Consider the following 23,152-nt stretch of genomic DNA (forward strand, 5'->3'; position numbering starts at 1 on the left):
CAACTTCATAATCGACCCATGGCGCCCGATCCCTTTACCGGACTGACCGAATTCCTGGCCGTCGCCGACGCCAGGAGCTTTACCGCTGCCGCCGCGTCGCTCGGCGTCACGCCGACGGCAGTCAGCCAGGCGATCCGCGCGCTCGAGAAAAGGCTCGGCGTGCCGCTCTTCGTCCGCACCACGCGGCGCGTCGCGCTCACCGAAGCGGGTGCAGCCCTTTTCCAGCGGGTTCGCCCCGCCGCAGCCGACATCGCCGATGCCTTTGACATTCTGGAGGGCTTCCGCGACCGTCCGCTCGGGCATCTGCGCCTCACCGTGCCGCGCATGGCCGTACCCGTGATCGTAACACCGCTGCTGCCGCGATTTCGCCAGGCCTATCCCGACATATCGGTCGAGGTTTCGGTCGACGATGCGGCGATCGACATTACCGAACAAGGCTTCGATGCCGGCATCCGCATCGGCGAGGCGATCGAAAAAGACATGATCGCCATGCGGCTGACATCGGATATCACCTGGACGGTTGTCGGCTCGCCCGGCTATTTCGCACGGCATGGCCGACCAGCGACGCCGGAGGATCTCACCCGGCATCAGGCGATCCGCTACCGCTATCCGACATCGGGCGTCATCTATCGCTGGGAATTCGAGCGTGCCGGACGCGACTTCTCCGTCGATGCGCCTGGCGGCCTGATGGTGAACGATTTCCTGCTGCTGCTCGAACTCGCCGAAGCCGGGCTCGGCCTTGCCTATCTGCCGGATATATCAGTCGGCGAGGTGGTGGCGGCAGGGCGGCTCGAATGCGTGCTACAGGCTTTTCTTCCGACCTCGCCCGGCCTGTTTGCCTATTTCCCCGCCCGCTCGCAGGCGCAGCCCAAGCTGCGCGCCTTTCTCGACATGGCCTCGACGCTCTTGCGCCGCGAAGGGTGACACCTCGGCGGCGCATGCGCTCGATCGTCCGCCCGGATTACGGCTGATCCGCTTCCTTGACAACCTGCCCGTTGACGGAGATCGAACCGTCGCGGCTGATGCTGATGTCCCAGCGCGAGCGGCCGTCCGCATCGGTCTTGGCAAAGCCCTTCACCATCATGATGCCGAAGGAAACCTGGTTGAGATCGGGATCCGTCTTGGCAAGCTCCTGAACCGCGGCGATCGTCTTGTCGAGATCGCGGGCAAGGATTGTCGCCTCCATCGAATAGTCCTTCTCGGCGTCGACCCTCCCCTCGATCTTGCCCGTCATGTCGATGTCGTAGACATCGGACTTGGCGCTAATCTTCGGAAACTCGACGGCGATGCGGCCGTCGCGGAAGAGCTTTTTCGCCATCTCCTCGCCGCTCTTTTCGGACGTTTTGTCGTTGAAATCCATTGCCATGAAGGCGTCGCCGAAGCCTGCGAAATCCAGATTCGGAACAGCAACCTGCAGATCGAAGCTGGTCGGCATGAAGGTCGAATAGCTTGCCGGCATCAGCGGCGTGTCGACGCTGATGTCCTGCGCATTCATGCCGAAGCCGAAACGCATGGCATCGGTCGGCCCGTCCATGACGACGTTATAGCCGAATGCCTTGGCGCCGCCCTTGCCCACTTCGGTGCTGACGGTCAGGTTGTTAACCCCGATCGTCTCGCTGAACGAGGCAAGAACCGGGAAGGCCTGCTTGAGTATTCCCTTTATCTTGTCGCTGTTTTCAGGGCTCAATTCCTTCTCGTCGACGTGGTCGAGAACGAAGAAGATCATGTCGCGGATCTGCTTGGCCGGCAGGCCCTTCACCTCGCCCGCGACATCGATCGAGTCGGCGCGGATTTCGACCGGCGGCGTCTGCTGGCTGGAAACCTGTTCAAAGAAGTTCGTCATCGAGCCGGTGCCGGCAAAATCGATGCGCCCATTGCCGCCGGCGCTGTCGGTCGAGCTCAGCTTCTGGTCTATGCCGGCGATGCTGGCATGGACTTCCTCGGTGTCGGATTTGCTGCTGACCTTGATGTCCTTGGCATTGAACGTGCCGGAGCGCAGATAGCTGATCGCTGGGTCGAAGACCCCGGTATACACAAGCGAAGCGATGGAATAGGCGAAATCCGTCGGCTTCTGGTCCGGGCCTTTGAAATGGCCGGAGACATTGAACTTGTCGTCTCCCTCGATATTCCAGAGCCCGCTGTCGAGAGGTGTGGCGAACATCGAGAACGGCGTCAGCCCGCTGATCGCGAATGATGCGGGATCGGATTTGCCAAGCAGCTTCACCAAATCGTAAATGATCTCGTAGCGCGTACCGGCCGGATTGACGGTGATCAGGCCGCTCTTCGCCAGATCCTCCGGAAGCAGCTTCGTCAGGGTGTCCTTGACCGCATTGGCGCCGTCCTGGTTGATCTCGACGCTTTGCGCCGTGGTGACAAGGCAAAGTGCCAGCAAGCTCGTTGCCGTGACAAGTTTAAGGCGCATAGTCCGATTTCTCCTCAGCCGCTTTTGTGCGGCCATCCAAAGATGTGAAGCGCGGCGATGTCAAGCCAAGTGGCGACAGGCAATGGCGATTTCGCCGCGCGGGCGAGCAAGGATTACGGCTGATCCGCCGCCTTGATCACCTGGCCGTTGACCACGACCGAACCGCCGCGGCCAATGCTGATGTCCCAGCGCGAGCGGCCATCCGGATCGGTCTTGGCGAAACCCTTCGCCATCATCAAGCCGAAGGAGACCTGGCTGAGGTCCGGATCCGTCTTGGCGAGACCTTGTAAGGCCGTAATGGTCTTGTCGAGATCGCGTGCGAGGATCGTCGCCTCCATCGAATATTGCTCCGCGCCGTCGACCCGTCCTTTGATCTCGCCGCTGATGTCGAAGTCATAAATGTCCGACCTCACGTTGACCTTCGGAACGTCGATGGTGACCTCACCGTCGGGAAAAAGCTTCTGCATCCCCTTTTCGCCAAACCCTTCAGGTGTGGGCTTGTCGAAATCCAGTGTCACGTACAGGTCGCCGAAAGCCGCAAAATTCATGTTGGGAACGGCAAGCTTCGCATTGAGGCTGGTCGGCAGCAGAGCCGAGTAGCTTGCCGGCACGAGTGAGCTGTCGAGGCTGATCTCCTGCGCATTGACGCCAAAACCGAAACGCACAGCGTCGGCTGACCCGTCGACGGCCAAATCGTAGCCGAACGTCTTGGCTCTGACCAATCCCGCCTGGCTTGTCACGGTCGGGTTGTCGAGGCCGACCGTTTCATTGAACGAGCTGAAAAGCGGCATGATTTGCGTGAGTAGTTCTTTCACCCTGTGATGGGTTTCGCGGCTGTACTCTTCTTCGTCGTCATGTTCCATGACGAAGACGTATGTGTCGATGAGCTTTGCCAAAGGCACTGCGTTCGCCTTAAGGCCGACATCGATGGAATCGGCGCGAATTTCGACCGGCGGCATTCCAGGATCTGATATCCGCTCGAAGAAGCCGGACGTCGAACCGTTGCCGACGAGATCGACACGGCCGTTGCCGCCGGCGCTGTCGGCGAAATTTGAGCTGTAATTGGCGTCAGCAAAGCTGAAGCTGGTTTCCTTGGCGGCGAACTTGCTGGAAAGGCTGATCTTCTTGGCCGCGTATGTGCTCGAGCGTAGAAAATTGATCGCCGGATCGAAGACGCCGCCATAAGCGAACGACTCGAGGGAAAGGGAGAACTCCCCCTGCTTCCGGTCGGGGCCTATGAAACGGACGGACATGTCGAGGCTGTCATCACCCTTGATGTCCCAGAGTCCGTTTTCGAGCGGTGTCGCAAACGTCGAGAATGACGTCGATCCGTTGATCGCAGTTGTCGCGGGATCGGCCCTGGCAAACAGCTTCGCCAGATCGTAGATGATCTCATAACGCGTGCCGGCCGGATTGACTGTGACCAGGCCGCTCTTTGCCAGTTCCTTCGAAAGCAGCTTCGCCAGATTGTCCCTGACCGCATTGGCGCCGTCCTGGTTGATCTCGACGGCGTCAGCCGTGGTGAAAAGACCAAGTGCCAGCAAGCACGTTGCCGTGATAAGTTTGAAACGCATATTCCGCATGTTCCCCAGCCGGTTGACAGCGGCCATCCAAAGATGGGAAGCGCCTCCGTGTCAATTTGCGCTTTTGCGGAAATGACAATCTCGCCGCTCATGCGGCGGCTGGTTTCCCGGCAAGTGCGCGCCGCGAATCCGCAACTTGCGTTTTCGAGCGACTTATAATATAGGCCACCGGTCCGCGTAGACACCCTTGGAGGCAACGCGGATGAGGATGGGGAAACCCGCCTCCGGTTCGATGGCACAAGGCTTTCCGGCCGCCGCCGAACTCTCCAAATAACCTCGAAAGGAATAGCCATGAGCCACGAAACTTACGAGCTCAAGGCCGAGGCGCGCGAACGGGTTGGTAAGGGGTCCGCCCGTGAACTTCGCCGCAACGGTTTGATTCCCGCTGTCATCTATGGTGACAAGCAGGCCCCAATTTCTATCGCTCTCAACACCAATGAGGTGACGAAGCGCATTCATGCCGGTGGTTTCATGACCACCGTGGCGACGATCGAAGTCGACGGCAAGAAGCACAAGGTTCTGCCGAAGGACTACCAGCTCGATCCGGTCCGTGACTTCACGCTGCATGTCGATTTCCTGCGCGTCTCTGGCAACACCCAGGTGACCGTCGAAATCCCGGTTCACTTCATCAACGAAGAGAAGTCCCCGGGCATCAAGGTCGGCGGTGTTCTGAACATCGTTCGCCACGAAGTCGAAGTTCACTGCCCGGCCGATGCGATTCCGGAATTCTTCAACGTTGACCTCAACGGCAAGAAGATCGGCGACAGCATCCATATTTCGGAAGTCACCCTGCCGAAGGGCGTCACCCCGGTCATCGACCGCGACTTCACGATCGCGACCATCATTGCCCCGGCTGGCGGCATCGATGAGGCCGCTGCAGAAGGCGGAGCCGAAGCCTGATCGCTTCGACCAATTTGTAAAGCATATGGCCCGCTTTCCCCTGGAAAGCGGGCTTTTTTTGCTGCCCGGAAGGGTTGCGGTTTCAGCAACATTTAACAAATTTATGGAAGCATGCTCCGTCAGCTGCGAAGAAGCCCGCCCAACGCATGACAGCAGATAAGGCCGGCCGGGGGAGTAGACGGAACCATGAACAATTCCGTTGAGAACAGATTTTTTGCGATAGTATGTGGAGCGCTGCTCGTCTTTGTAGCTCCTCTGTTTGTTCTCTTCCTCTTTCTCTCTTCCGAACGGGCCGACAAGGAAATACGCGACCATATTTCCGTTCTTCTTGTCGCCAATGCCCAGGCGCTGGCCAAACCTCTCTGGGACCTCGACGAGGACAGCGTCACCCAGATCAGCGCCACGGTCGTTTCCCAGGGTGCGATCGTCAAGGTCGAGGTACGCGACCAGTCGGGCCAGCTCGACGTCAGCCAGTCCACCATTCCGCGCTCCTTCGACGGCAAGCTCGTGCAGGTGTCGCGCGCCATCATCTACAACACCGTCGACGGCCCGAAGAACCTCGGCAGCATCAGCGTCTATTACCCGGCACTCGGCCTGTTTTCGGGCCTGAAGCAGGAAGAGGTTGTCTTCATCTCGATCTTCATCTTCGCGGTGCTGACGGTTTTCGGCACGGCGCTGATCGGCAACCGCATCTTCGTCATCCAGCCGCTGATGCGGCTGACGGCAGCGATCGAGGCGACCCGCCAGTTGGGCTCCCGCCATCATGTCGACTGGCAGTCGAACGACGAGATGGGCCGGCTTGCCCGCAGCTTCAACGAGATGCAGACCAAGCTCGAAAGCGAGGAGAAAGAGCTGAAGGTCGCCCATCGCCGCGCCACCGATATCTACAACCTGACCCCCGCCATGCTCTTCTCGCTCGACGAGGAAGACCGCATCACCGCCGTCAGCGACTACTGGCTGTTGGCCACGGGTTATCATCGCGCCGCCGTCATCGGCCGCAACTTCGCCCACCTCGTCACATCAAGCACCCGCGACAGGTTCGTCAGGCGCCGCGAGGCGGAGAATGGCATGGCCGTCACCGTCAAATTCGTCTGCATGGACGGCCGCATCATGGACGTCCTCATCATGGAATCGGAAGCGGGAGCCGATGCCCAGGACCGCCTCTCGCTGTCTGTTATGACCGATGTGACCGAGCTCAAGGCCTCCGAGGACCGCAACCACCGCCAGGCGATTACCGACCACCTGACCGGGCTTCTCAATCGCCAGGGCTTCGAAGCCGTCCTCGACACCAAGATCGCTGCCGCCGATGCCGCAGGCCAGGAACTTGCCTGCCTCTTCGTCGATCTCGACCGCTTCAAGTGGATCAACGACAATATGGGCCACGCCGCCGGCGACATGGCCCTCATCGAACTCGTCGAGCGCCTGAAGAGGCATCTTGCCCCCTCCGACGAAGCGGCCCGCCTCGGCGGCGACGAATTCGCCATCCTGCTGCCGGCCAAGGATGCCGAGAAGCGCGCCAGGATGATGTGCGAGCAGATCGCCTCGATCTTCGAAACGCCCTTCGGTCCCGACATGCATCTCAGCGCTTCTGTCGGCATCGCCGTCTATCCCAGACATGCCACGACCGCGGCCGAACTGCTGCAGAAATCCGACATGGCGATGTATGCCAAGAAACGCGACGGCAAGAACGGCGCGCAGCTCTTCGACAACGTCATGCTCGACCGCGCCCGCAGCCGCGCCGAGATCGAGGCCAATATCGAAGCCGGTCTCGTCGACAACTGGTTCGAGGCCTTCCTGCAGCCGATCGTCAACCTGAACGGCCGCAGCATTGCCGGCTTCGAGGCGCTGATGCGCCTCAACCATCCGCAAAAGGGCCTGATGCCGCCGGCCGAAATCATCAGCGTCGCCGAGGAGACGGCAAAGATCGTTCGCGTCGGCAATGTCATCATGGAAAAGGCGGTCGGCCACCTCGCGAAGATTTCCCGCATATCGGGCATGCAGGATACCTATCTCGCCATCAACTTCTCACCGCTGCAGTTCGAAGCGACCCTGCCGGCCCGCCTTGCCGCCATCGTCGGTCGTCATGGCATCCGCCCCGAACGGATCGTCGTCGAGATCACCGAAGCCGTGCTGATGCACGACAACCCGCAGATCCGCATGCTCGTCACCGAGCTTCGCCGTTTCGGCTGCCGGATTGCTCTCGACGACTTCGGCACCGGCTATTCGTCTTTGAGCTACCTCAACCGTTTCCCCGTCGACATCATCAAGATCGACCAGTCCTTCACCCGCGCGATCAACGACGGCGACGACGACGTGCGCCAGAAGAGCCGCATGCTGATCGAAGGCATCACCACGCTTTCCCACAAGATGAATTGCACCGTTATCGCCGAGGGCATCGAGACCGAAGAGGAATGCCGCACGCTCCACCAGATGGGGCTTGACTACGGCCAGGGCTACCTCTTCCATCGTCCGCAGCATGCGGCAAAGCTCATCGAGGAATTGGTGGCTCCGCAATCCAACGTCGCGCGCGCCTCGTGAACGAAGACCCAAGGAGATGATATGATGAAAAGACTCCTGCTTCTCGCCTGCCTGGCGCTGCCATGCGCCGCCCATGCGCAAACGGTGGCTTTCACCACCGAGGATTATGCTCCCTTCAACTATCGGGAAGGCAAGGAAATCAAGGGCGCGACCGTCGAGCAGGTCGAAAAGGTGATGGCAGCGATCGGTGTCGACTACACGCTCGAGGTCATGCCCTGGGCGCGCGCCTATGGCCTTGCCCGTACGGCGCCGATGACCTGCGTCTTTGCGACCGCCCACAACAGCGCGCGCGACCCGTTGTTCAAATGGATCGAGCCGCTGCTCATCGACCGCAACATCCTGATCACTCGCAAGGGCTCGGGGGTCACCGCCGCCAATCTGGACGAGGCGAAGAAATATACGATCGGCACCCAGCGCGAGGATTACACCGAGACGATCCTGAAGGATAAGGGCTTCACCAAGCTCGACGTCGCCAGCGACTTCAACGCCACGCTGCGCAAGCTGCTGAACGGCCGCATCGACATGATGCCGATCTCCGAACTCTATTTCGACAAGCTGAAAGCCGACCAGCCGGTGGAGATGGTGACTGTGCTGTCCGCCCAGCCGATGGGCATCGCCTGTGAGAAGAGCTTTCCGGACGATCTGCGCGCCAAGATGCAGGCCGCCCTCGACAAGCTCATTGCCGATGGCGACCAGAAACAGATCTACCTGAAATACGGCATGAACCTCGCGGACTGACCCCTGTCTGGGTGACCTTGGCCGGCAGACCTCTGCCCTTTCCGCTTGACTTTGCTTTCGTTTCCGGGTGGTGAACTCAGGAAAGATCCAAGGCGCGCCGCGATCTTTCAGATTCGCTTGCCGCGCTTTAGGTCTCTGATTTCTTGCATGTCGTGATCGCAAAACCGCTGCACACTTTTGCGCGACATGCTCAAGCGAGGAAAGACAGGCCATGCTGATCATCGCGGGTCTCGGCAATCCCGGCGGCAAATACGCCGGCAACCGCCACAATATCGGCTTCATGGCCGTCGATGCCATCCATCGGCGTCACAGCTTCTCGCCCTGGTCGAAGAAGTTCCGGGCCGAGATTGCCGAAGGCGAGATTGCCGGCGAGAAAGTGCTGCTGATCAAGCCGCAGACCTTCATGAACCTCTCCGGCGAGTCCGTTGGCGAGGCCATGCGCTTCTACAAGCTCCAGCCCGCTGACCTTGTCGCAATCTACGACGAACTCGACCTGCTCCCGGGCAAGGCGCGGCTGAAGACCGGCGGCGGTCATGGCGGCCATAACGGCATCAAGTCGCTGGACGCCCATTGTGGCAAGGAATACCGGCGGCTGCGCCTCGGCATCGGCCATCCCGGCGTCAAGGAAATGGTGCAGAACCATGTGCTCGGCGATTTCGCCAAGGCTGACAAGGTCTGGCTGGAGCCGCTTCTCGACGCGCTTGCCGACAATGCCGACATGCTGGTGCGAAACGAGGATTCGCAGCTGATGAACAAGATCGCGCTGGCGCTCGGCGGCAAGGCCGAGGAGGAGAAGCCGCGGAAGGAAGGCAAGGACAGCGACAAGAAGCCAGCCGGCCAGTCGCATATCCGCCAGGCCCGCAACAACAACCAGCCGAAGCTGCCGGCCACCGGGCCGATGGCCGACATGTTGAAGAAGATGTTCGGCGGCAAGGGAGACTGAGCCGGTGCCGGACCAGGATTTCACCATCCGCCCCGCCACTGCCGGCGATCTTCCCGGGCTGACTGTCCTCTACCATCATCTGAACCCGACCGACCCCATTCTCGACGGGACTGTGGCCGAGGAACGTTTCTCCGCCATCCTCGCCCAGCCCGGCATGGCCGTATTTATCGGCTTTGTAGGCGATCTTGCCGTGGCCACCGTCACGCTCGTCGTCGTGCCGAACCTGACGCGGGGCGGCGCTCCCTATGCGCTCATCGAAAACGTCGTCACCCATGCCGATCATCGCCAGCGCGGTTATGCCCGCGCCGTCATCGACCATGCGGCCACCGAGGCCTGGAACAACGGTTGCTACAAGGTGATGCTGCTCACCGGCTCCAAGAACCCGGCGACGCTACGCTTCTATGAGAATTGCGGCTTTGCCCAGGACAAGACCGGCTACCAGATCCGCCGGCTCTGAGCCCATGGGCTCTATTCCTCGGGCTCGGTGGTGAACATCAGCGGGAAGCCCATCTCCTTGGCAAGGTCGATGCCCTCCTTGGCCTTGGTCTCGGCAATATCCCTGGCGCAGACCACGACCACGCAGGAACCGAGCTTGTGCGCTGTCATCATCACCCGATAGCCGGTCTCCTCGCTCATGCGGAAGACGACCTTCAGGATCACGATGACGAATTCGCGCGGCGTATAATCGTCGTTGACGAGGATGACCTTGTAGAGCTTCGGCTTATCCAGCTTCGGCTTCACCTTGGTCTTCGGTTTCAGGACAACGTCATTGTCACTCATCGGAAAATCCACCCGTTGATGACATGAAAAGGCGGAAGAAACATCCGCCGGACTATATTGCACCGTCAGCACGGCAGTTCAATGACGTTGATCTCACTCTGCGGACAACAGGAGGCAATCTCGCCCAGCTTTTTCGAGGATCGCGACAGCCTTCCTGTCGAAGGTCGCGAATATTTCGCCGCCGAGCCTGCGACCTTCGAAGACGATGATGCCATCGGCGAAGTCCCCGCCGGCATCGAGAAAAGATAGTCCGGCTTCGACGGCAACTCTGTCGTAGACAACCTTCCTATCTGATATCAGCAGTCGGATGGCCGCTGATATCTCGGAAGCGCTCTTGCGATAGATCCGGCCTACGACCCAGACGAATTCGCAAAACGTTAGATTGGAAACGAATAGCCGTTCGGCCTCGCGCATGAATACCCTTGCGCGCTCAGTTTGTTTAGGATCGTCGTGCACGGCCGCGCGCACGAGCACATTCGTGTCAACGATCATCGCCGATGCCGATCTCGCCCGCCCAACCCGCCTTTATGGCCTCGTCGATCTCCTCGAGAGTCGCATGGATATTCTCTTTGTTGTCCAGACTTCCGAAGAAGCTTTCCACCGAACCTGCGACCGGCCGCCTTTCCACGGCGACGACCTCGAGTTTGCCGCCAGGCAGGAGATCGACATCGATCTTGTCGCCGGGCCTGACCCCGAGGTGCTGAAGCACCTCCTTTTTCAGGGTAACCTGCCCCTTTGCCGTCACCGTGAGAGTTGACATGTTCCAGATATCCTTTGCTCTGAAAGTAAGGTTATATCGCCTTACTTTCAAGCCAAGCGTTGCTGGATTTTCAATTCATGTTGCGAACCCTTGACCCGGGACGGTCATTCCCGCATAGGCAGGGCAAAGTTACCAATAGATATGGATCAAGCCATGGGCTTCAAATGCGGCATCGTCGGTCTGCCGAACGTCGGCAAATCGACCCTCTTCAACGCGCTCACCAAGACGGCGGCCGCGCAGGCGGCGAACTATCCCTTCTGCACGATCGAACCGAACACCGGCGAAGTTGCCGTGCCCGATCCGCGCATGCGCAAACTTGCCGACATCGCCAAGTCTAAGGAATTGATCCCGACGCGCATCTCCTTCGTCGATATCGCCGGCCTCGTGCGCGGCGCCTCGAAGGGTGAAGGCCTTGGCAACCAGTTCCTCGCCAATATCCGCGAAGTCGATGCCATCGTGCATGTGCTGCGCTGCTTCGAAGACAGCGACATCACCCATGTTGAGGGCCGCATCAATCCTGTGGCCGACGCCGAGACGATCGAGACCGAGCTGATGCTTGCCGACCTCGAAAGCCTGGAGCGGCGCACCGAGCAGACGCGCAAGCGCGCCACCAGCAAGGACAAGGATTCGATGGCGATGCTTCCGATCATGGAAGCCTCGCTGAAGCTCTTGAACGAAGGCAAGCCGGTGCGCACGCTGCTGTCAACGCTCGACGCCGAGGAGATCGCCATCCTCAAGGGCCTCAACCTGCTGACCTCGCATCCGGTGCTCTACGTCTGCAACGTCGCCGAAGGCGATGCGTCGACCGGCAATGAATTCACCGAATCCGTCGCCGTCATGGCGAGGGAACAGGGTGCCGAAACCGTCATCATTTCGGCGGCGATCGAAGCTGAGGTCGCCCAGCTTGCCGAAGAGGAAGCCAAGGAATTCCTCTCCGCCCTCGACCTTGACGAGGCAGGCCTCGACCGGCTGATCCGGGCCGGCTACAAGCTGCTCCACCTCATCACCTACTTCACCGTCGGCCCGAAAGAAACGCGCGCATGGACGATCGAGCGCGGCACCAAGGCACCGCAGGCAGCCGGCGTCATCCATTCGGATTTCGAGCGCGGCTTCATCCGCGCCAACACCATCGCCTATGACGATTACATCAAATACAACGGCGAAGTCGGCGCGAAAGATGCCGGCAAGGCGCGCGACGAAGGCAAGGAATATGTCGTCCAGGACGGCGACGTCATTCACTTCCGCTTCAACACCTAGAGCATGACGCCGAAAACTGTGAGAGGTTTTCGGGCACATCATGCTCTGACCATTTTCTAGAACAGGCTGCCGCCTCAACCGGGCGGCAGCCTGTTTGCGATTGCCGGCGGCAGTGCCCTGAGCACCAGCCGCCGAAGCGGCATCCATCCTGTTCCGATGACGAGCACGATAGCCCCAACGACGATCAGCGTCGTGAAGATGTAAGTGTCAACAGTCGCGCTTCCGTGCCGGAAGACACTGAAGATCGCAACGCCGAGCGACAGCAGCCCCGAGGTAACGAAGGCGCGGCGGTCAATGATGAGACCGATCAGCATCAGCGCTGCCACGGTCGCGACGACCACGGGCGTCCGGGCGGACATGTTCGCCAAGTCGAAGATACGACCGCCTTCTCCGAAAGACAGCAGGGAAACGGTGCTGTAGAGCAGCGCGGGTGCCGCGCCGAGATGCAGCCAGAAAGCGATATCCGAGCGCGTCGTCCGGCGCAGCCGGTCGCCGAGATCGAAATAGAGCGCCATCGCGAAGAGACCGAGCGCGCAGATGAGCGCGATCAATGCTAGCAATGCAAGGTGATCGACGAAAAATGCGGGATTGCCGCTTAGCCATTGCACCAGGCGCAAAAGCAGGGTGAGCACCAAGGCAAGCGTCGACATGATGGCGAGCGCCAGCGACAAGGGCACGCGATAGCGGGCATAGTAGACACCGAGAAGGATCGGGAAGCCGGCAACGAACTGCGTCAGATCAGCCCCGATTTCGGAAGTCCACGGCGTGAAGACGCGGGACATCAGTAAAAATGTCCAGCAAAGCAGCGCGATCGTCAGGCTGACGGCCGGCAAGGCGAGCCGCTGGCGGCGCACCAGGATTTCCGAAAGCACGAGGATAGCCGGCGGCACGGCGTAAAGCGGCGCAAGGCCCCAGAGGCCGGCGAGCGCGACGACGACACCGATGGTAATCAGCACGTCGTGGAACCCGCGCACGAAACGCGGCGTCTCCGTATCCGACCAGGCTTGCCCCTCGGCCGCCATTGCCGGCTGCACCCCGGCGACGGCCACGCCGCGCGCAATCAGGAACGGCAGAAGCCGCCCGCCCGCCTCCGGCGAAATCAGCCCTTCGCGCGCCGCCTCGTCGAGTATCGACCTCAGTTCCGTCATGCCGGTTTATCTCCCCGGAATCATTGAGCCCGCGTGGATGCTATTGTAAGCATTGTGCGCTTGATATGGCGGAGGAGCGAATGTCGGCAGAAAAGCTGTCCCTGGAGGATTTCGAACCCGGCCGCCGCTTTCCCCTCGGCCCCAAGCTGGTGCTCGCCGAGGAAATCATCGAGTTTGCCAGCGAATTCGACCCGCAGCCGATGCATATCGACGAAGCCGCCGGCCGCGCCAGCATCCTTGGCGGACTTGCCGCCTCGGGCTGGCATACCTCCGCGATGCTCATGCGCATGATGGCCGACAGCTATATCGTGAACGCGCTTTGTGAAGGCGCGCCGGGCATCGACGTGATGGAATGGCGAAAGCCGGTGCTTGCAGGCGACAGGCTGCAGGGTCAGTCTCTCGTGCTCGAAGCCCGGCCGATGCGCTCTCGCCCCGGCATGGGCATCGTCAAGTTCCGCCACGAGCTGGAAAACCAGCGCGGCGAACTCGTCTGCGTCTCGGAGAATTCGGTGATGATCCGGATGCGTCCCGGCTCGGAGCTGTCAGCATGAGGATGTCGGAACTTTACGCCGTCGGCGAGAAGGGCGAGATCGGCAGCTATGCCTTTACCGAGGAAAATATCATCCGCTTCGCTAAACGCTACGACCCGCAGCGTTTTCATGTCGACAAGGAAGCCGCGAAAGACACCCTCTTCGGCGGCCTTTGCGCCTCGGGCTGGCACACCACGGCCGCGTGGATGCAGACCTTCCTCGCCTTTTGGGAAAGGCAGCGCGTCGCACTTGCGGAACAGGGCCTGACGGCGCCGAATCTCGGCCCCTCGCCCGGTTTTCAGAAACTGCAATGGCTGCGGCCGGTCTTCGCGGGCGACGTCATCACCTATTCCGTCGCCTTCCTCTCCAGCCGGCCGCTCGCATCGCGGCCGGGTTGGCATCTCAACACCATTCTCTGCGAAGGCGTCAATCAGAACGGTGATCCCGTCATGCGCTTCGAAAGCGGCGTCCTCGAATTCGACTGACGCCGCCCGTATCGGATCGGAGCTCAGTGCCCGGAAAATTCGACCAGCGTGTGCACGACGACGCCGAGTTCTTCCAGCTTCTTGCGGCCGCCGAGATCCGGCAGATCGATGACGAAGCAGGCGCCGACCACCTCGGCGCCCATCTGGCGCAGCAGCTTCGTCGCACCAACGGCCGTGCCGCCGGTGGCGATCAGGTCGTCGACCAGGATCACCTTTTCGCCCGGCTGAACCGCGTCGCGGTGCATCTCCATCTCGTCGACACCGTATTCCAGGCTGTAGGCGATGCGCACGGTGTCGTGCGGCAGCTTGCCCTTCTTGCGGATCGGCACGAAGCCCGAGGAAAGCTGGTGCGCCACCGCGCCGCCGAGGATGAAGCCCCGCGCCTCCATGCCGGCGATCTTGTCGATCTTCGTACCGGCATAGGGCTGCACGAGTTCGTCGACCGCCCGGCGGAATGCGCGAGGGTTGCCGAGCAACGTGGTGATGTCACGGAAAATAATCCCGGGCTTGGGGTAGTCGGGAATGGAGCGAATGCTGGCTGCGAGCTCCGACGTCGTATTGTCCATGGAAAGTCCATATTCTGCTAAAGCATGTCGCGCAAATGTGTGCAGCGGTTTTGCGCTCACGACATGTCGCAAAACCAAAATCCTAAAGCGTGGCAAGCCAATCTGAAAGATCGCCACGCGCTCTAGGGCATGAAACTGGCTGCACCCTATCAATTGCCAAGGGCAGAACCAACAAAAAAGGCGGCCCGCAAGCCGCCTTTCGAATTCCGTCAAGAACGCTTAGTGGTCCTTGTTGGCGTAGACCGAGCGTTTCGTCAGGTAGATCAGCACCGTGAAGATCGCCAGGAAGATCATGACCATGAAGCCGGTGCGCTTGCGCTCCTCGAGATGCGGCTCGGCGGCCCACATCAGGAAGGAGGAGACGTCCTTGGCATACTGGTCGACGGTCTGCGGCGCGCCGTCGTCATAGGTCACCTGGCCGTCGGAAAGCGGCTTCGGCATGGCAAAGGCGGCAGCCGCATGGAAATACGGATTGTAATGTGCGCCCTGCGGCACCTGGAAACCGGCCGGCGGCTCTTCATAGCCCGTCAGCAGCGAGTAGATGTAATCAGGGCCGTTTTCCTGATACTGCGTGAAGATGTCAAAGACGAACCGCGGGAAGCCGCGCTCGACTTCGCGAGCCTTGGCGATCAGCGAAAAGTCAGGCGGAGCCGCGCCGTTGTTGGAAGCGGCTGCCGCCTCTGCATTCGGGAACGGCGACGGGAAGTGATCGGAAGGGACCGCCTTGCGGGTAAACATCTCGCCGCTGGCGTTCGGGCCGTCCTGAACTTCGTAATTCGCCGCGAAAGCCTTCACCTGCGCCTCGGAATAGCCGAGCTCGTCGAGCGTGCGGAAGGGCACGAGGTTCATCGAATGGCAGGCGGAACAGACTTCAGTGTAGACCTTGAGGCCGCGCTGGAGCTGGCCCTTGTCGTAATGGCCGAACGGACCGGCAAAAGTCCATTCCTGCTCCCTCGGCTCCTTCAGCGGATAGTGCGGCGTAGCACCTTCCTCGTGATGGGCCGGAGCGGCACCCTTGGCGGGCGTCGCCTCCTCGGCCAGGGCTGCGCTGCCGAGAGCGGCAGCAACAGCGAGCGAGAGAATGCTTGCAACAAGCTTTTTCATATTTCTATTCCTTCCCGTCGCTCGCTCAGGCCGTGGCCGCAGCAACCTTGTTGCGCTTTTCGAGGACCGCTTCGGTGATCGAATTCGGAATGCGGCGCGGTGTTTCCACCAGACCGAGAACCGGCATCGCGACCAGGAAGAAGGCGAAGTAGAGGAGCGTGCAGATCTGCGAGATCGTGGTGAACAGGCCTTCCGCAGGCTGCGAACCCAGCCAGCCGAGGATGATCGCGTTGAGCACGAACAGCCAGAAGAACAGCTTGTACCAGGGGCGATAGACCGCCGAACGCACCTTCGAAGTATCGAGCCAGGGCAGGAAGAACAGTACGATGATCGCACCGAACATCACGAGCACGCCGCCGAGCTTGGAGTCGATCGGGCCGATGTTGAAGGTGATCGAACGCAGCATCGCGTAGAACGGCAGGAAGTACCATTCCGGAACGATGTGGGCCGGCGTCTTCAACGGGTCGGCCGGGATGTAGTTGTCGGCATGGCCGAGGAAGTTCGGCAGGTAGAAGACGAAATAGGCGTAGACCAGCAGGAAGACGGAAACACCAAGCGCATCCTTCATCGTCGCATAGGGCGTGAAGCGCACCGTATCGGTCTTCGTCTTGACCTCGACGCCCGTCGGGTTCGTCTGGCCGGTGACGTGCAGCGCCCAGATGTGCAGGACGACGACGCCGGCGATCATGAAGGGCAACAGGTAGTGCAGCGAGAAGAAGCGGTTCAGCGTCGGCTGGTCCACGGCAAAGCCGCCGAGCAGGAACTGCTGGATCCACTGGCCTACCATCGGGAAGGCCGAGAAGAAGCCGGTGATGACGGTCGCGCCCCAGAAGGACATCTGACCCCAGGGCAGAACGTAGCCCATGAAGCCGGTCGCCATCATCAGGAGGTAGATGACCACGCCGAGGATCCAGAGGATTTCGCGCGGCGCCTTGTAGGAACCGTAGTAGAGACCACGGGCGATGTGGAGGTAGACGGCGACGAAGAAGAAGGATGCGCCGTTGGCATGCAGATAGCGCAGCAGCCAGCCGTGATTGACGTCGCGCATGATCTTTTCAACGGAGTTGAACGCAATCGACGTGTCGGCGGCGTAATGCATGGCGAGCACGACGCCCGTCAGGATCTGCACGATCAGCATGACGGCAAGCATGGCGCCGAAGGTGTAGGCGTAGTTCAGGTTCCGCGGAACCGGGTACGCAATGAAGCTGTCATAGACCATGCGCGGCAGCGGAAGGCGCGCATCGACCCATTTTTCCAAGCCGGTTGATGGCTCGTAGCTGGAATGGCCACTCATGAATCAGTCTCCCCTCAACCGATCTTGATTTTTGTATCGGACACAAATGAAAAGGTCGGAATCGCCAGGTTCTGCGGCGCAGGACCCTTCCGGATGCGGCCGGCCGTATCGTAGACCGAGCCATGGCAGGGACAGAACCAACCATTGTACTCGCCGGCCTGGCCGAGCGGAACGCAGCCGAGATGGGTGCAGGTGCCGACCATGACGATCCAGTTTTCCTTGTCCTTGCCGCCCGAACGGTCAACACCCGTTGCCTGAGCGTCGGGCGGAAGGTTCGCATTGCGGGCGATCGGATCCTTGAGGTCCGACAGCGCAACGTCGGCTGCGGCTTTGACTTCTTCCGGCGTGCGGTTGCGGATGAAGATCGGCTTGCCGCGCCACTTGACCGTCAGGGACATGCCGGGCGTAAGGCTCGCGACATCGACTTCGATGGAAGCGAGCGCCAAGGTCGACGCATCCGGACGCATCTGGTCGATGAACGGCCATGCGAGCGAAACGGCGCCGACAGCACCCGCCATACCAGTGGTGAGATAAAGGAAATCACGGCGAGTGGGCTCTGCTGAAGCCTCGCTTGTCGTTACGTGTTCGCTCACGGCTTATCCATCCTCTGCGCAAATTGTCGCGGAATTCCGCCCCGCCCCCTTTACCGGCGAATCTCTCTGGACACAATTCGGCCATAGATTCCCCGGCAATCCGGCGCGTTCTATGCTTGATCGCAAATTATGTCCAGCCTTGACAAGGGGATGAGGGCACAATGTCGCGGGAAATTTCCGATGAAATTTTTAAGGCAAACACCCGCTTGTTATTATGTTGCGTTGCAACAAAAAGGCCGCCGTGATAGGCGCTGTCGCAATCACGCCAGCAAGCCGGACCGGAGCGGATGAGAGACACGATTTATTGCGTATTCAGCGTCCTCACGACCCTCGTCCTCGCCGTCGTCTCGCTGCGCTATGTCAAAGATTTCTATCTGCTTTCCTTCTTTTACAGCTTCCAGCTCCACCTGGCGGTAGCTGCGGCGGCCGCGTCCATCGCGGCTGTTGTCGTCAAGCGGCACTGGTATGGCTTTCTGACACTCGGCGTCTCGCTGGTCCTTGCCGCCCACGGCGTCGTGATGACGCGCGAATTCGTCCAGCCCGCGGTCGACGAGAACCGTCCCGCTCTCTTCCGGCTGCTGTCCTTCAATATCGAAAACGATAATTTCGCAAACGGCCCTGGCATCGCCGACATGGTCATCGCCTCGGGCGCCGACGTCGTCAACATCCTGGAGGCAGAACCGCTGCTGTCGGAACTGCCGCGGCTCTTGAAGACCTATCCCTATTACATCGGCTGCGGCGTCGGCATGGAGCAATGCGATACGCTCGTTCTGTCGAAGCGCCCGCTGATCGAACCCCGCATCCGCAACCTCGGCCTGCTCTGGCGCAACCGGCTAACGGTCTCGACGATCGATTTCGACGGCCGGAAGGTCAATTTCCTCGCCGCGCACCTGACCAAACCCTATTATGACGAATTCCACGGCCTTGAGATCGAAGATCTCGACGAGATCATCCCTTCCCTGCCCGGACCACTCGTTCTTGCCGGCGATTTCAACACGTCGATTCTAGCGCCCGACGTGCAGTATCTCATGCGCCGCCAGGGCCTTGGCACGGCATCGCTGGAGCCCGCGACATGGCCGATCCGCGCCGGTCCCTTCGGCATTCCGATCGATCACGTCTTCAGCAAAGCGCCTCTCCGGCTGAAATCGGTCCACCGCATCGAAAACAGCTTCGGATCAAATCATTTTGGCCTCTTGGCGGAATTCGTCGTCGACCCCTGAGCCCTGATCCTCGTCCGCCGCGAGGAAGCCGCCGGACTGGCGCGCCCAGAGTTCGGCATAGAGCCCGCCGCGGGAAAGCAATTCGTCGTGGCTTCCCTCTTCGATGATGCGGCCGAGATCGACGACGATCAGCCGGTCGAGCGCAGCGATCGTCGACAGGCGGTGTGCGATCGCCAGCACCGTCTTGCCCTCCATGATCCGATGGAGATTGGACTGGATCGCCTCTTCCACTTCCGAATCGAGCGCCGAGGTCGCCTCGTCGAGCACGAGGATCGGCGCGTCCTTCAGCATGACGCGGGCAATGGCGATACGCTGCCGCTGCCCTCCCGACAGTTTGACACCGCGCTCGCCGACATGCGCATCGAAGCCTTTGCGGCCCTGCTGGTCCTGCAGGCGGGAAATGAAATCGATCGCCTCGGCGCGCCGGGCCGCCTCGACCAGCCGCTCCTCGCCGGCATCCGGCCGCCCGAACAGGATGTTGTCGCGCACCGAGCGATGCAGCAGCGAGGTGTCCTGGCTGACGACGCCGATCTGCGTCCTGAGCGATTCCTGCGTCACGGCCGATATATCCTGGCCGTCGACGAGGATGCGGCCGCCCTGGATATCATATAGGCGCAGCAGCAGGTTCATCAGCGTCGATTTTCCCGCGCCCGACCGGCCGACGATGCCGACCTTCTCGCCCGGGCGTATGGTCAGGGAGAAATTCTCGACGACGGGCTGGTGATCCTTGCCGTAATGGAAGGAAACATTGTCGAAGCGGATGCCGGGCTGCCGGATCACCAGGCTCTTGGCACCGGGCCGATCGACGAGGCCCAGCGGCTGGGAGATCAGTTCGGCGGAGTTCTGGATGGTGCCGAGATTGCGCATGATGCCGTTGAACTGCGTCATCAGCCGCCCGAGCAGGAAATTCAGCCGCAGCACCAGCGCCAGCGAGAATGCCACCGCGCCGGAGCTGACCAGGCCGCGCAGCCAGAGATCGACGCTCAAGCCCGCCATCGTCACGATCATCAGGCCGGAGAGCAGCGCCATGGAGGCCCTGACACCGGTGATGAAGCGTGTGAAACGCAGCACCGTGTCCTGATAGATGTCGAAGCCCTGCCGCATATAGCGGTCGCTCTCTTCGTCGCGCGCAAAGAGCTTCAGCGTCTGCATGTTGCTGTAGGAATCGACCATCCGCCCGTTCAGCATCGATCCGGCTTCCGCCGTTTCGCGGGAATGACGGCGGATCCTCGGAACGAAATGCCGGGCAAGCAGGCTGAAAGCGCCGAGCCAGAACAGAACGACGGCGGCAAGGGAAAGGTCCAGCCGGGCGACGAGCACCAATGTCGTTACCGCATAAATGCCGACGAACCACACGCTTTCCATCAGCGACGTGACGAGATCGCCGGTTGCCTGCCCGGCCGACCAGACCTTGGTGACGATGCGCCCGGAGAAATCGCTCTGAAAGAACGACAATGACTGTCTTGAGACATGGAGATAGGATTGCCAACGTGCTAGATTGTAGAAGCCGGGCGTGATCACCTGCTGATCGACCAGCGCGATCAGGAAGGCAATGACGAAACGCACGATCCCGATCAAGGCGAGCATGCCGAACAGCTCACTGCCATGAGCTGCGAGCAGGCCGCTCCAACCGGCGCCGGGCGTGATGCTGGCGAGAATGTCGACCAGCCGGCCGACGAACCAGAAGAGCGCGGCCTCGATGGCCGCCGATGCGCCGCCGAGAATGAGCATGGCGATGAAAGGCATCTTCGCCTGGCCGATATAGAACCGGATGAATCCGAGCGTCGAGCGCGGCGGCTGGAGATTGGCGCGCGGACGGAAAGGATCGATCCAGGTTTCGAACAGGCGAAGGATGGGGCTCAAGAACATGGAAAACGATATAGGCGGATTGAGGGGAGCGGCAAAGGGAATGAAAAGCGGACGCAACCTTATATTTTCGTAATTATCGGTAACATCGGCGGCATCGCCATTGATTGCTCCCGAACCCGTCACAATCTGACGATACGATCGCGCTTCACCGGAGAGAAGGTCGATGGAAACGAAAATGCTTGATGCGCATATTCCGATTCCGCTTGCAGAAAGGCTCGATGCCATGGCGATCGACCTGGCGCAGCCGCGCGACGAGATCGTGACCGAAGCCATCACCACCTGGCTCGACCGCGAGGAGCGCCGCCGCATTACAGCGCTGCGCACGATCGCCGCCGCCAACACCATCGTTCTTGTCGAGCATCACCGGGTGATCGACTGGGCCGACAGCCTTTGAATGAAAAGAGGCAGGCGCGGTTCAGGTCTTCAGCAACCGCCCTGTAAGCTCAAAGCCTAAGAATTCGATAGGCCCTCCCCGCTTCCCCGGGGAGGGCCTATCGTTATTCCGCCGCCTCTTCCGCCTCCTCGGCGTGATCGGAGAGGAAGCCGCCGGACTGGCGGTTCCAGAGGTCGGCATAGATGCCGCCGCTCTCGATCAGTTCGCTGTGCGAACCGGCCTCGATGATCCGCCCCTTGTCGAGCACGATCAGCCGGTCCATCTCCGTCAGCGTCGAAAGCCGGTGGGCGATCGCGATCACCGTCTTGCCCTCCATCAGGGCGAATAGGTTCTCCTGGATCGCCGCCTCGACTTCCGAATCGAGCGCCGAGGTCGCCTCGTCGAGCACCAGGATCGGCGCGTCCTTCAGGAAGACGCGGGCGATCGCGATGCGCTGCCGCTGGCCGCCTGACAGTTTGACGCCGCGTTCGCCGACCTGGGCGTCAAGGCCTGCACGCCCCTGCATGTCGACGAGCCCTTCGATGAACTCCCAGGCATTGGCGCGCTTGGCCGCCTCGATCACCTCGGCGTCGGTCGCCTCCGGCCGGCCGTAGGCGATGTTGTCGCGGATCGAACGGTGCAGCAGCGAGGTATCCTGCGTCACCACGCCGATCAGCGAACGCAGGCTCTCCTGCGAGACGCCTGATATATCCTGCCCGTCGATGGTGATGTGGCCGGCTTCCAGGTCGTAGAAACGCAGCAGCAGGTTCATCAGCGTCGTCTTGCCGGCGCCGGAGCGGCCGACCAGCCCCACCTTCTCGCCCGCCTTGATGTCGAGCGACAGATTGTCGATGACGCCCTTGCTCTTGCCGTAGTGGAAGCGGATGCGGTCGTAGTGGATCGCACCCTTCTTAGCCGTCAGGGTGGGTGCGCCCGGCTTGTCGACGATGTCGTGCTGTTTGCTCATCATCTCCATGCCGTCATAGACCGTGCCGATATTCTCGAACAGCGCCGAGACTTCCCACATGATCCATTGCGACATGCCGTTGACGCGCATGGCAAGACCGATGGCGATGGCAATCGCGCCGACCGAGATTGCCCCGTTCAGCCAGAACCAGATCGACAGGCCCGATACGACGAAGAGCGCAACGCAGTTGTTCAGGTAGACGCTGATGTGGAAAAGCGTCACCTTGCGCATCTGCTTGTGCACGGTCTGCAGGAACTCGTCCATGCCCTCCTTGGCATAGACCTCCTCGCGCCCCGCATGCGAGAACAGCTTGACGGTCGCGATGTTGGTATAGCTGTCGACCACGCGCCCCGTCATCATCGAGCGCGCATCGGCCTGCGCGGCCGCGATCTTGCGAAGCCGCGGCACGAAATAGGAAACGATGCCGATATAGACGGCGAGCCAGACGAGGATCGGGATCATCAGCCGCCAGTCGGCCGCGGCAATCACGATGATCATCGTCAGGAAGTAGGTGACCACATAGACGAAGACGTCGAGGATCTTCATCACCGTTTCGCGCACGGCAAGCGAGGTCTGCATCACTTTGGTGGCGACACGCCCGGCAAACTCGTTGGCGAAGAACGTCATGCTGTGGCGCAGCAGAAAGCGGTGCATCTGCCAGCGTGCGATCATCGGATAATTGCCGAGCATCATCTGGTGCATGATGAGCGAATCGAGACCGGCCGCCAGCGGCAAGCCGACGAGCACCAGCGCCGCCATCCAGAAAAGCTTATGGCCTTGCGCCTGCAGGAAGGTGGCGCGGTCGGCATTGGTCAGCCAGTCGACGATGTCGCCGAGGAACTGGAAGAGCGCCACTTCACCGACGGCAATCAGCGCCGTCAGCACGGCCATCAGCCCGAGCCAAGGCGCTGCCGGTTTGCTGTAGTGCCAGCAAAAGGCAAAGAGACCCTTCGGAGGGGCGACAGGCTCCTCGCTCGGAAAGGGATTGAGTCTCTGTTCGAACCAGCCAAACATGAAATTGCTCCGAAACGTCAGCGTTCCGGCTCCCGGCTTCGCGCCATCCCAGCGCTACGCAAGCAAAT

Annotated in this window: 23 protein-coding genes; 11 read left to right on the forward strand and 12 right to left on the reverse strand. The window is 60.8% G+C overall.

Annotated features, from left to right (window positions below):
* Positions 1 to 18: 18 nt before the first annotated feature.
* Positions 19 to 924: a LysR family transcriptional regulator gene (locus EFD55_RS21865; protein ID WP_125847296.1), complete on the forward strand. Its 906-nt coding sequence runs from the start codon at positions 19 to 21 to the stop codon at positions 922 to 924.
* 37 nt (positions 925 to 961) lie between these two features.
* On the opposite strand, the gene EFD55_RS21870 is transcribed toward EFD55_RS21865, so the two are convergent.
* Both EFD55_RS21870 and EFD55_RS21875 read right to left on the reverse strand, forming a co-directional pair.
* Complete coding sequence (locus tag EFD55_RS21870; RefSeq protein ID WP_125847298.1) at positions 962 to 2,422, reverse strand: hypothetical protein; 1,461 nt, start codon at positions 2,420 to 2,422, stop codon at positions 962 to 964.
* Positions 2,423 to 2,535: 113 nt separating this feature from the next.
* Positions 2,536 to 3,996: a hypothetical protein gene (locus EFD55_RS21875; RefSeq protein WP_125847300.1), complete on the reverse strand. Its 1,461-nt coding sequence runs from the start codon at positions 3,994 to 3,996 to the stop codon at positions 2,536 to 2,538.
* 300 nt (positions 3,997 to 4,296) lie between these two features.
* On the opposite strand from EFD55_RS21875, the gene EFD55_RS21880 reads away from it, so the two are divergent.
* The 5 genes from EFD55_RS21880 (at position 4,297) to EFD55_RS21900 (ending at position 9,581) form a co-directional block, all read left to right on the forward strand.
* Complete coding sequence (locus EFD55_RS21880) at positions 4,297 to 4,905, forward strand: 50S ribosomal protein L25/general stress protein Ctc (RefSeq protein WP_125847302.1); 609 nt, start codon at positions 4,297 to 4,299, stop codon at positions 4,903 to 4,905.
* Between the two features lie 186 nt (positions 4,906 to 5,091).
* Positions 5,092 to 7,443: an EAL domain-containing protein gene (locus EFD55_RS21885; protein ID WP_125847304.1), complete on the forward strand. Its 2,352-nt coding sequence runs from the start codon at positions 5,092 to 5,094 to the stop codon at positions 7,441 to 7,443.
* A 24-nt stretch (positions 7,444 to 7,467) separates the two neighbouring features.
* Positions 7,468 to 8,181: a substrate-binding periplasmic protein gene (locus tag EFD55_RS21890; RefSeq protein ID WP_125847531.1), complete on the forward strand. Its 714-nt coding sequence runs from the start codon at positions 7,468 to 7,470 to the stop codon at positions 8,179 to 8,181.
* 211 nt (positions 8,182 to 8,392) lie between these two features.
* Complete coding sequence (pth, locus tag EFD55_RS21895) at positions 8,393 to 9,124, forward strand: aminoacyl-tRNA hydrolase (RefSeq protein WP_125847306.1); 732 nt, start codon at positions 8,393 to 8,395, stop codon at positions 9,122 to 9,124.
* A gap of 4 nt (positions 9,125 to 9,128) precedes the next feature.
* Positions 9,129 to 9,581 carry a GNAT family N-acetyltransferase gene (locus tag EFD55_RS21900; protein ID WP_125847308.1) on the forward strand — a complete coding sequence of 151 codons (453 nt, stop codon included), beginning with the start codon at positions 9,129 to 9,131 and terminating at the stop codon, positions 9,579 to 9,581.
* Between the two features lie 11 nt (positions 9,582 to 9,592).
* Here the strand turns inward: EFD55_RS21900 and clpS are convergent, their stop codons facing one another.
* The 3 genes from clpS to EFD55_RS21915 all read right to left on the reverse strand — a co-directional run bounded on the left by clpS (position 9,593) and on the right by EFD55_RS21915 (position 10,664).
* The gene (gene clpS / locus EFD55_RS21905; protein ID WP_125847310.1) at positions 9,593 to 9,904 is read right to left on the reverse strand and encodes an ATP-dependent Clp protease adapter ClpS; all 312 of its coding nucleotides are present in this window, start codon (positions 9,902 to 9,904) and stop codon (positions 9,593 to 9,595) included.
* Between the two features lie 93 nt (positions 9,905 to 9,997).
* The gene (locus tag EFD55_RS21910; protein WP_125847312.1) at positions 9,998 to 10,396 is read right to left on the reverse strand and encodes a type II toxin-antitoxin system VapC family toxin; all 399 of its coding nucleotides are present in this window, start codon (positions 10,394 to 10,396) and stop codon (positions 9,998 to 10,000) included.
* The gene (locus EFD55_RS21915; RefSeq protein WP_125847314.1) at positions 10,386 to 10,664 is read right to left on the reverse strand and encodes an AbrB/MazE/SpoVT family DNA-binding domain-containing protein; all 279 of its coding nucleotides are present in this window, start codon (positions 10,662 to 10,664) and stop codon (positions 10,386 to 10,388) included. The genes EFD55_RS21910 and EFD55_RS21915 overlap by 11 nt, the downstream gene beginning before the upstream one ends.
* A gap of 153 nt (positions 10,665 to 10,817) precedes the next feature.
* Here EFD55_RS21915 and ychF point away from each other — a divergent pair, with 153 nt between their 5' ends.
* Positions 10,818 to 11,921 carry a redox-regulated ATPase YchF gene (gene ychF / locus EFD55_RS21920; protein WP_125847316.1) on the forward strand — a complete coding sequence of 368 codons (1,104 nt, stop codon included), beginning with the start codon at positions 10,818 to 10,820 and terminating at the stop codon, positions 11,919 to 11,921.
* A gap of 74 nt (positions 11,922 to 11,995) precedes the next feature.
* Here ychF and EFD55_RS21925 read toward each other — a convergent pair whose 3' ends face one another.
* Complete coding sequence (locus EFD55_RS21925; protein WP_125847318.1) at positions 11,996 to 13,069, reverse strand: hypothetical protein; 1,074 nt, start codon at positions 13,067 to 13,069, stop codon at positions 11,996 to 11,998.
* Positions 13,070 to 13,149: 80 nt separating this feature from the next.
* Here EFD55_RS21925 and EFD55_RS21930 point away from each other — a divergent pair, with 80 nt between their 5' ends.
* A complete protein-coding gene (locus EFD55_RS21930; protein ID WP_125847320.1) occupies positions 13,150 to 13,620 on the forward strand; it encodes a MaoC family dehydratase in 471 nt (156 codons plus the stop codon).
* The gene (locus EFD55_RS21935; RefSeq protein ID WP_125847322.1) at positions 13,617 to 14,084 is read left to right on the forward strand and encodes a MaoC family dehydratase; all 468 of its coding nucleotides are present in this window, start codon (positions 13,617 to 13,619) and stop codon (positions 14,082 to 14,084) included. Before EFD55_RS21930 ends, EFD55_RS21935 begins: the two co-directional genes overlap by 4 nt.
* A 23-nt stretch (positions 14,085 to 14,107) precedes the next feature.
* Here the strand turns inward: EFD55_RS21935 and EFD55_RS21940 are convergent, their stop codons facing one another.
* The 4 genes from EFD55_RS21940 to petA form a co-directional block, all read right to left on the reverse strand.
* Positions 14,108 to 14,650: an adenine phosphoribosyltransferase gene (locus EFD55_RS21940; RefSeq protein WP_125847324.1), complete on the reverse strand. Its 543-nt coding sequence runs from the start codon at positions 14,648 to 14,650 to the stop codon at positions 14,108 to 14,110.
* A gap of 219 nt (positions 14,651 to 14,869) precedes the next feature.
* Entirely contained in the window at positions 14,870 to 15,754 is an 885-nt protein-coding gene (locus EFD55_RS21945; protein ID WP_125847326.1) for a cytochrome c1, read from the reverse strand.
* Between the two features lie 25 nt (positions 15,755 to 15,779).
* On the reverse strand, positions 15,780 to 17,048 hold the full coding sequence (locus tag EFD55_RS21950) for a cytochrome b (protein ID WP_125847328.1): 1,269 nt from the start codon (positions 17,046 to 17,048) through the stop codon (positions 15,780 to 15,782).
* A 14-nt stretch (positions 17,049 to 17,062) separates the two neighbouring features.
* Positions 17,063 to 17,641, reverse strand: coding sequence for a ubiquinol-cytochrome c reductase iron-sulfur subunit (gene petA, locus EFD55_RS21955; RefSeq protein ID WP_125847330.1), 579 nt, complete (start codon positions 17,639 to 17,641; stop codon positions 17,063 to 17,065).
* Positions 17,642 to 17,928: 287 nt separating this feature from the next.
* Here petA and EFD55_RS21960 point away from each other — a divergent pair, with 287 nt between their 5' ends.
* A complete protein-coding gene (locus EFD55_RS21960; protein WP_125847332.1) occupies positions 17,929 to 18,861 on the forward strand; it encodes an endonuclease/exonuclease/phosphatase family protein in 933 nt (310 codons plus the stop codon).
* Here the strand turns inward: EFD55_RS21960 and EFD55_RS21965 are convergent.
* On the reverse strand, positions 18,817 to 20,730 hold the full coding sequence (locus EFD55_RS21965) for an ABC transporter ATP-binding protein (protein ID WP_125847334.1): 1,914 nt from the start codon (positions 20,728 to 20,730) through the stop codon (positions 18,817 to 18,819). The genes EFD55_RS21960 and EFD55_RS21965 overlap by 45 nt on opposite strands.
* 163 nt (positions 20,731 to 20,893) lie before the next feature.
* Here EFD55_RS21965 and EFD55_RS21970 point away from each other — a divergent pair, with 163 nt between their 5' ends.
* Positions 20,894 to 21,124: a CopG family ribbon-helix-helix protein gene (locus tag EFD55_RS21970; RefSeq protein ID WP_125847336.1), complete on the forward strand. Its 231-nt coding sequence runs from the start codon at positions 20,894 to 20,896 to the stop codon at positions 21,122 to 21,124.
* 103 nt (positions 21,125 to 21,227) lie between these two features.
* Here the strand turns inward: EFD55_RS21970 and EFD55_RS21975 are convergent, their stop codons facing one another.
* Complete coding sequence (locus tag EFD55_RS21975) at positions 21,228 to 23,084, reverse strand: ABC transporter ATP-binding protein (protein WP_125847338.1); 1,857 nt, start codon at positions 23,082 to 23,084, stop codon at positions 21,228 to 21,230.
* Between the last annotated feature and the right edge of the window lie 68 nt (positions 23,085 to 23,152).

It is taken from the genome of Rhizobium pisi (genome assembly GCF_003938655.1).
Taxonomy (GTDB): domain Bacteria; phylum Pseudomonadota; class Alphaproteobacteria; order Rhizobiales; family Rhizobiaceae; genus Rhizobium; species Rhizobium pisi.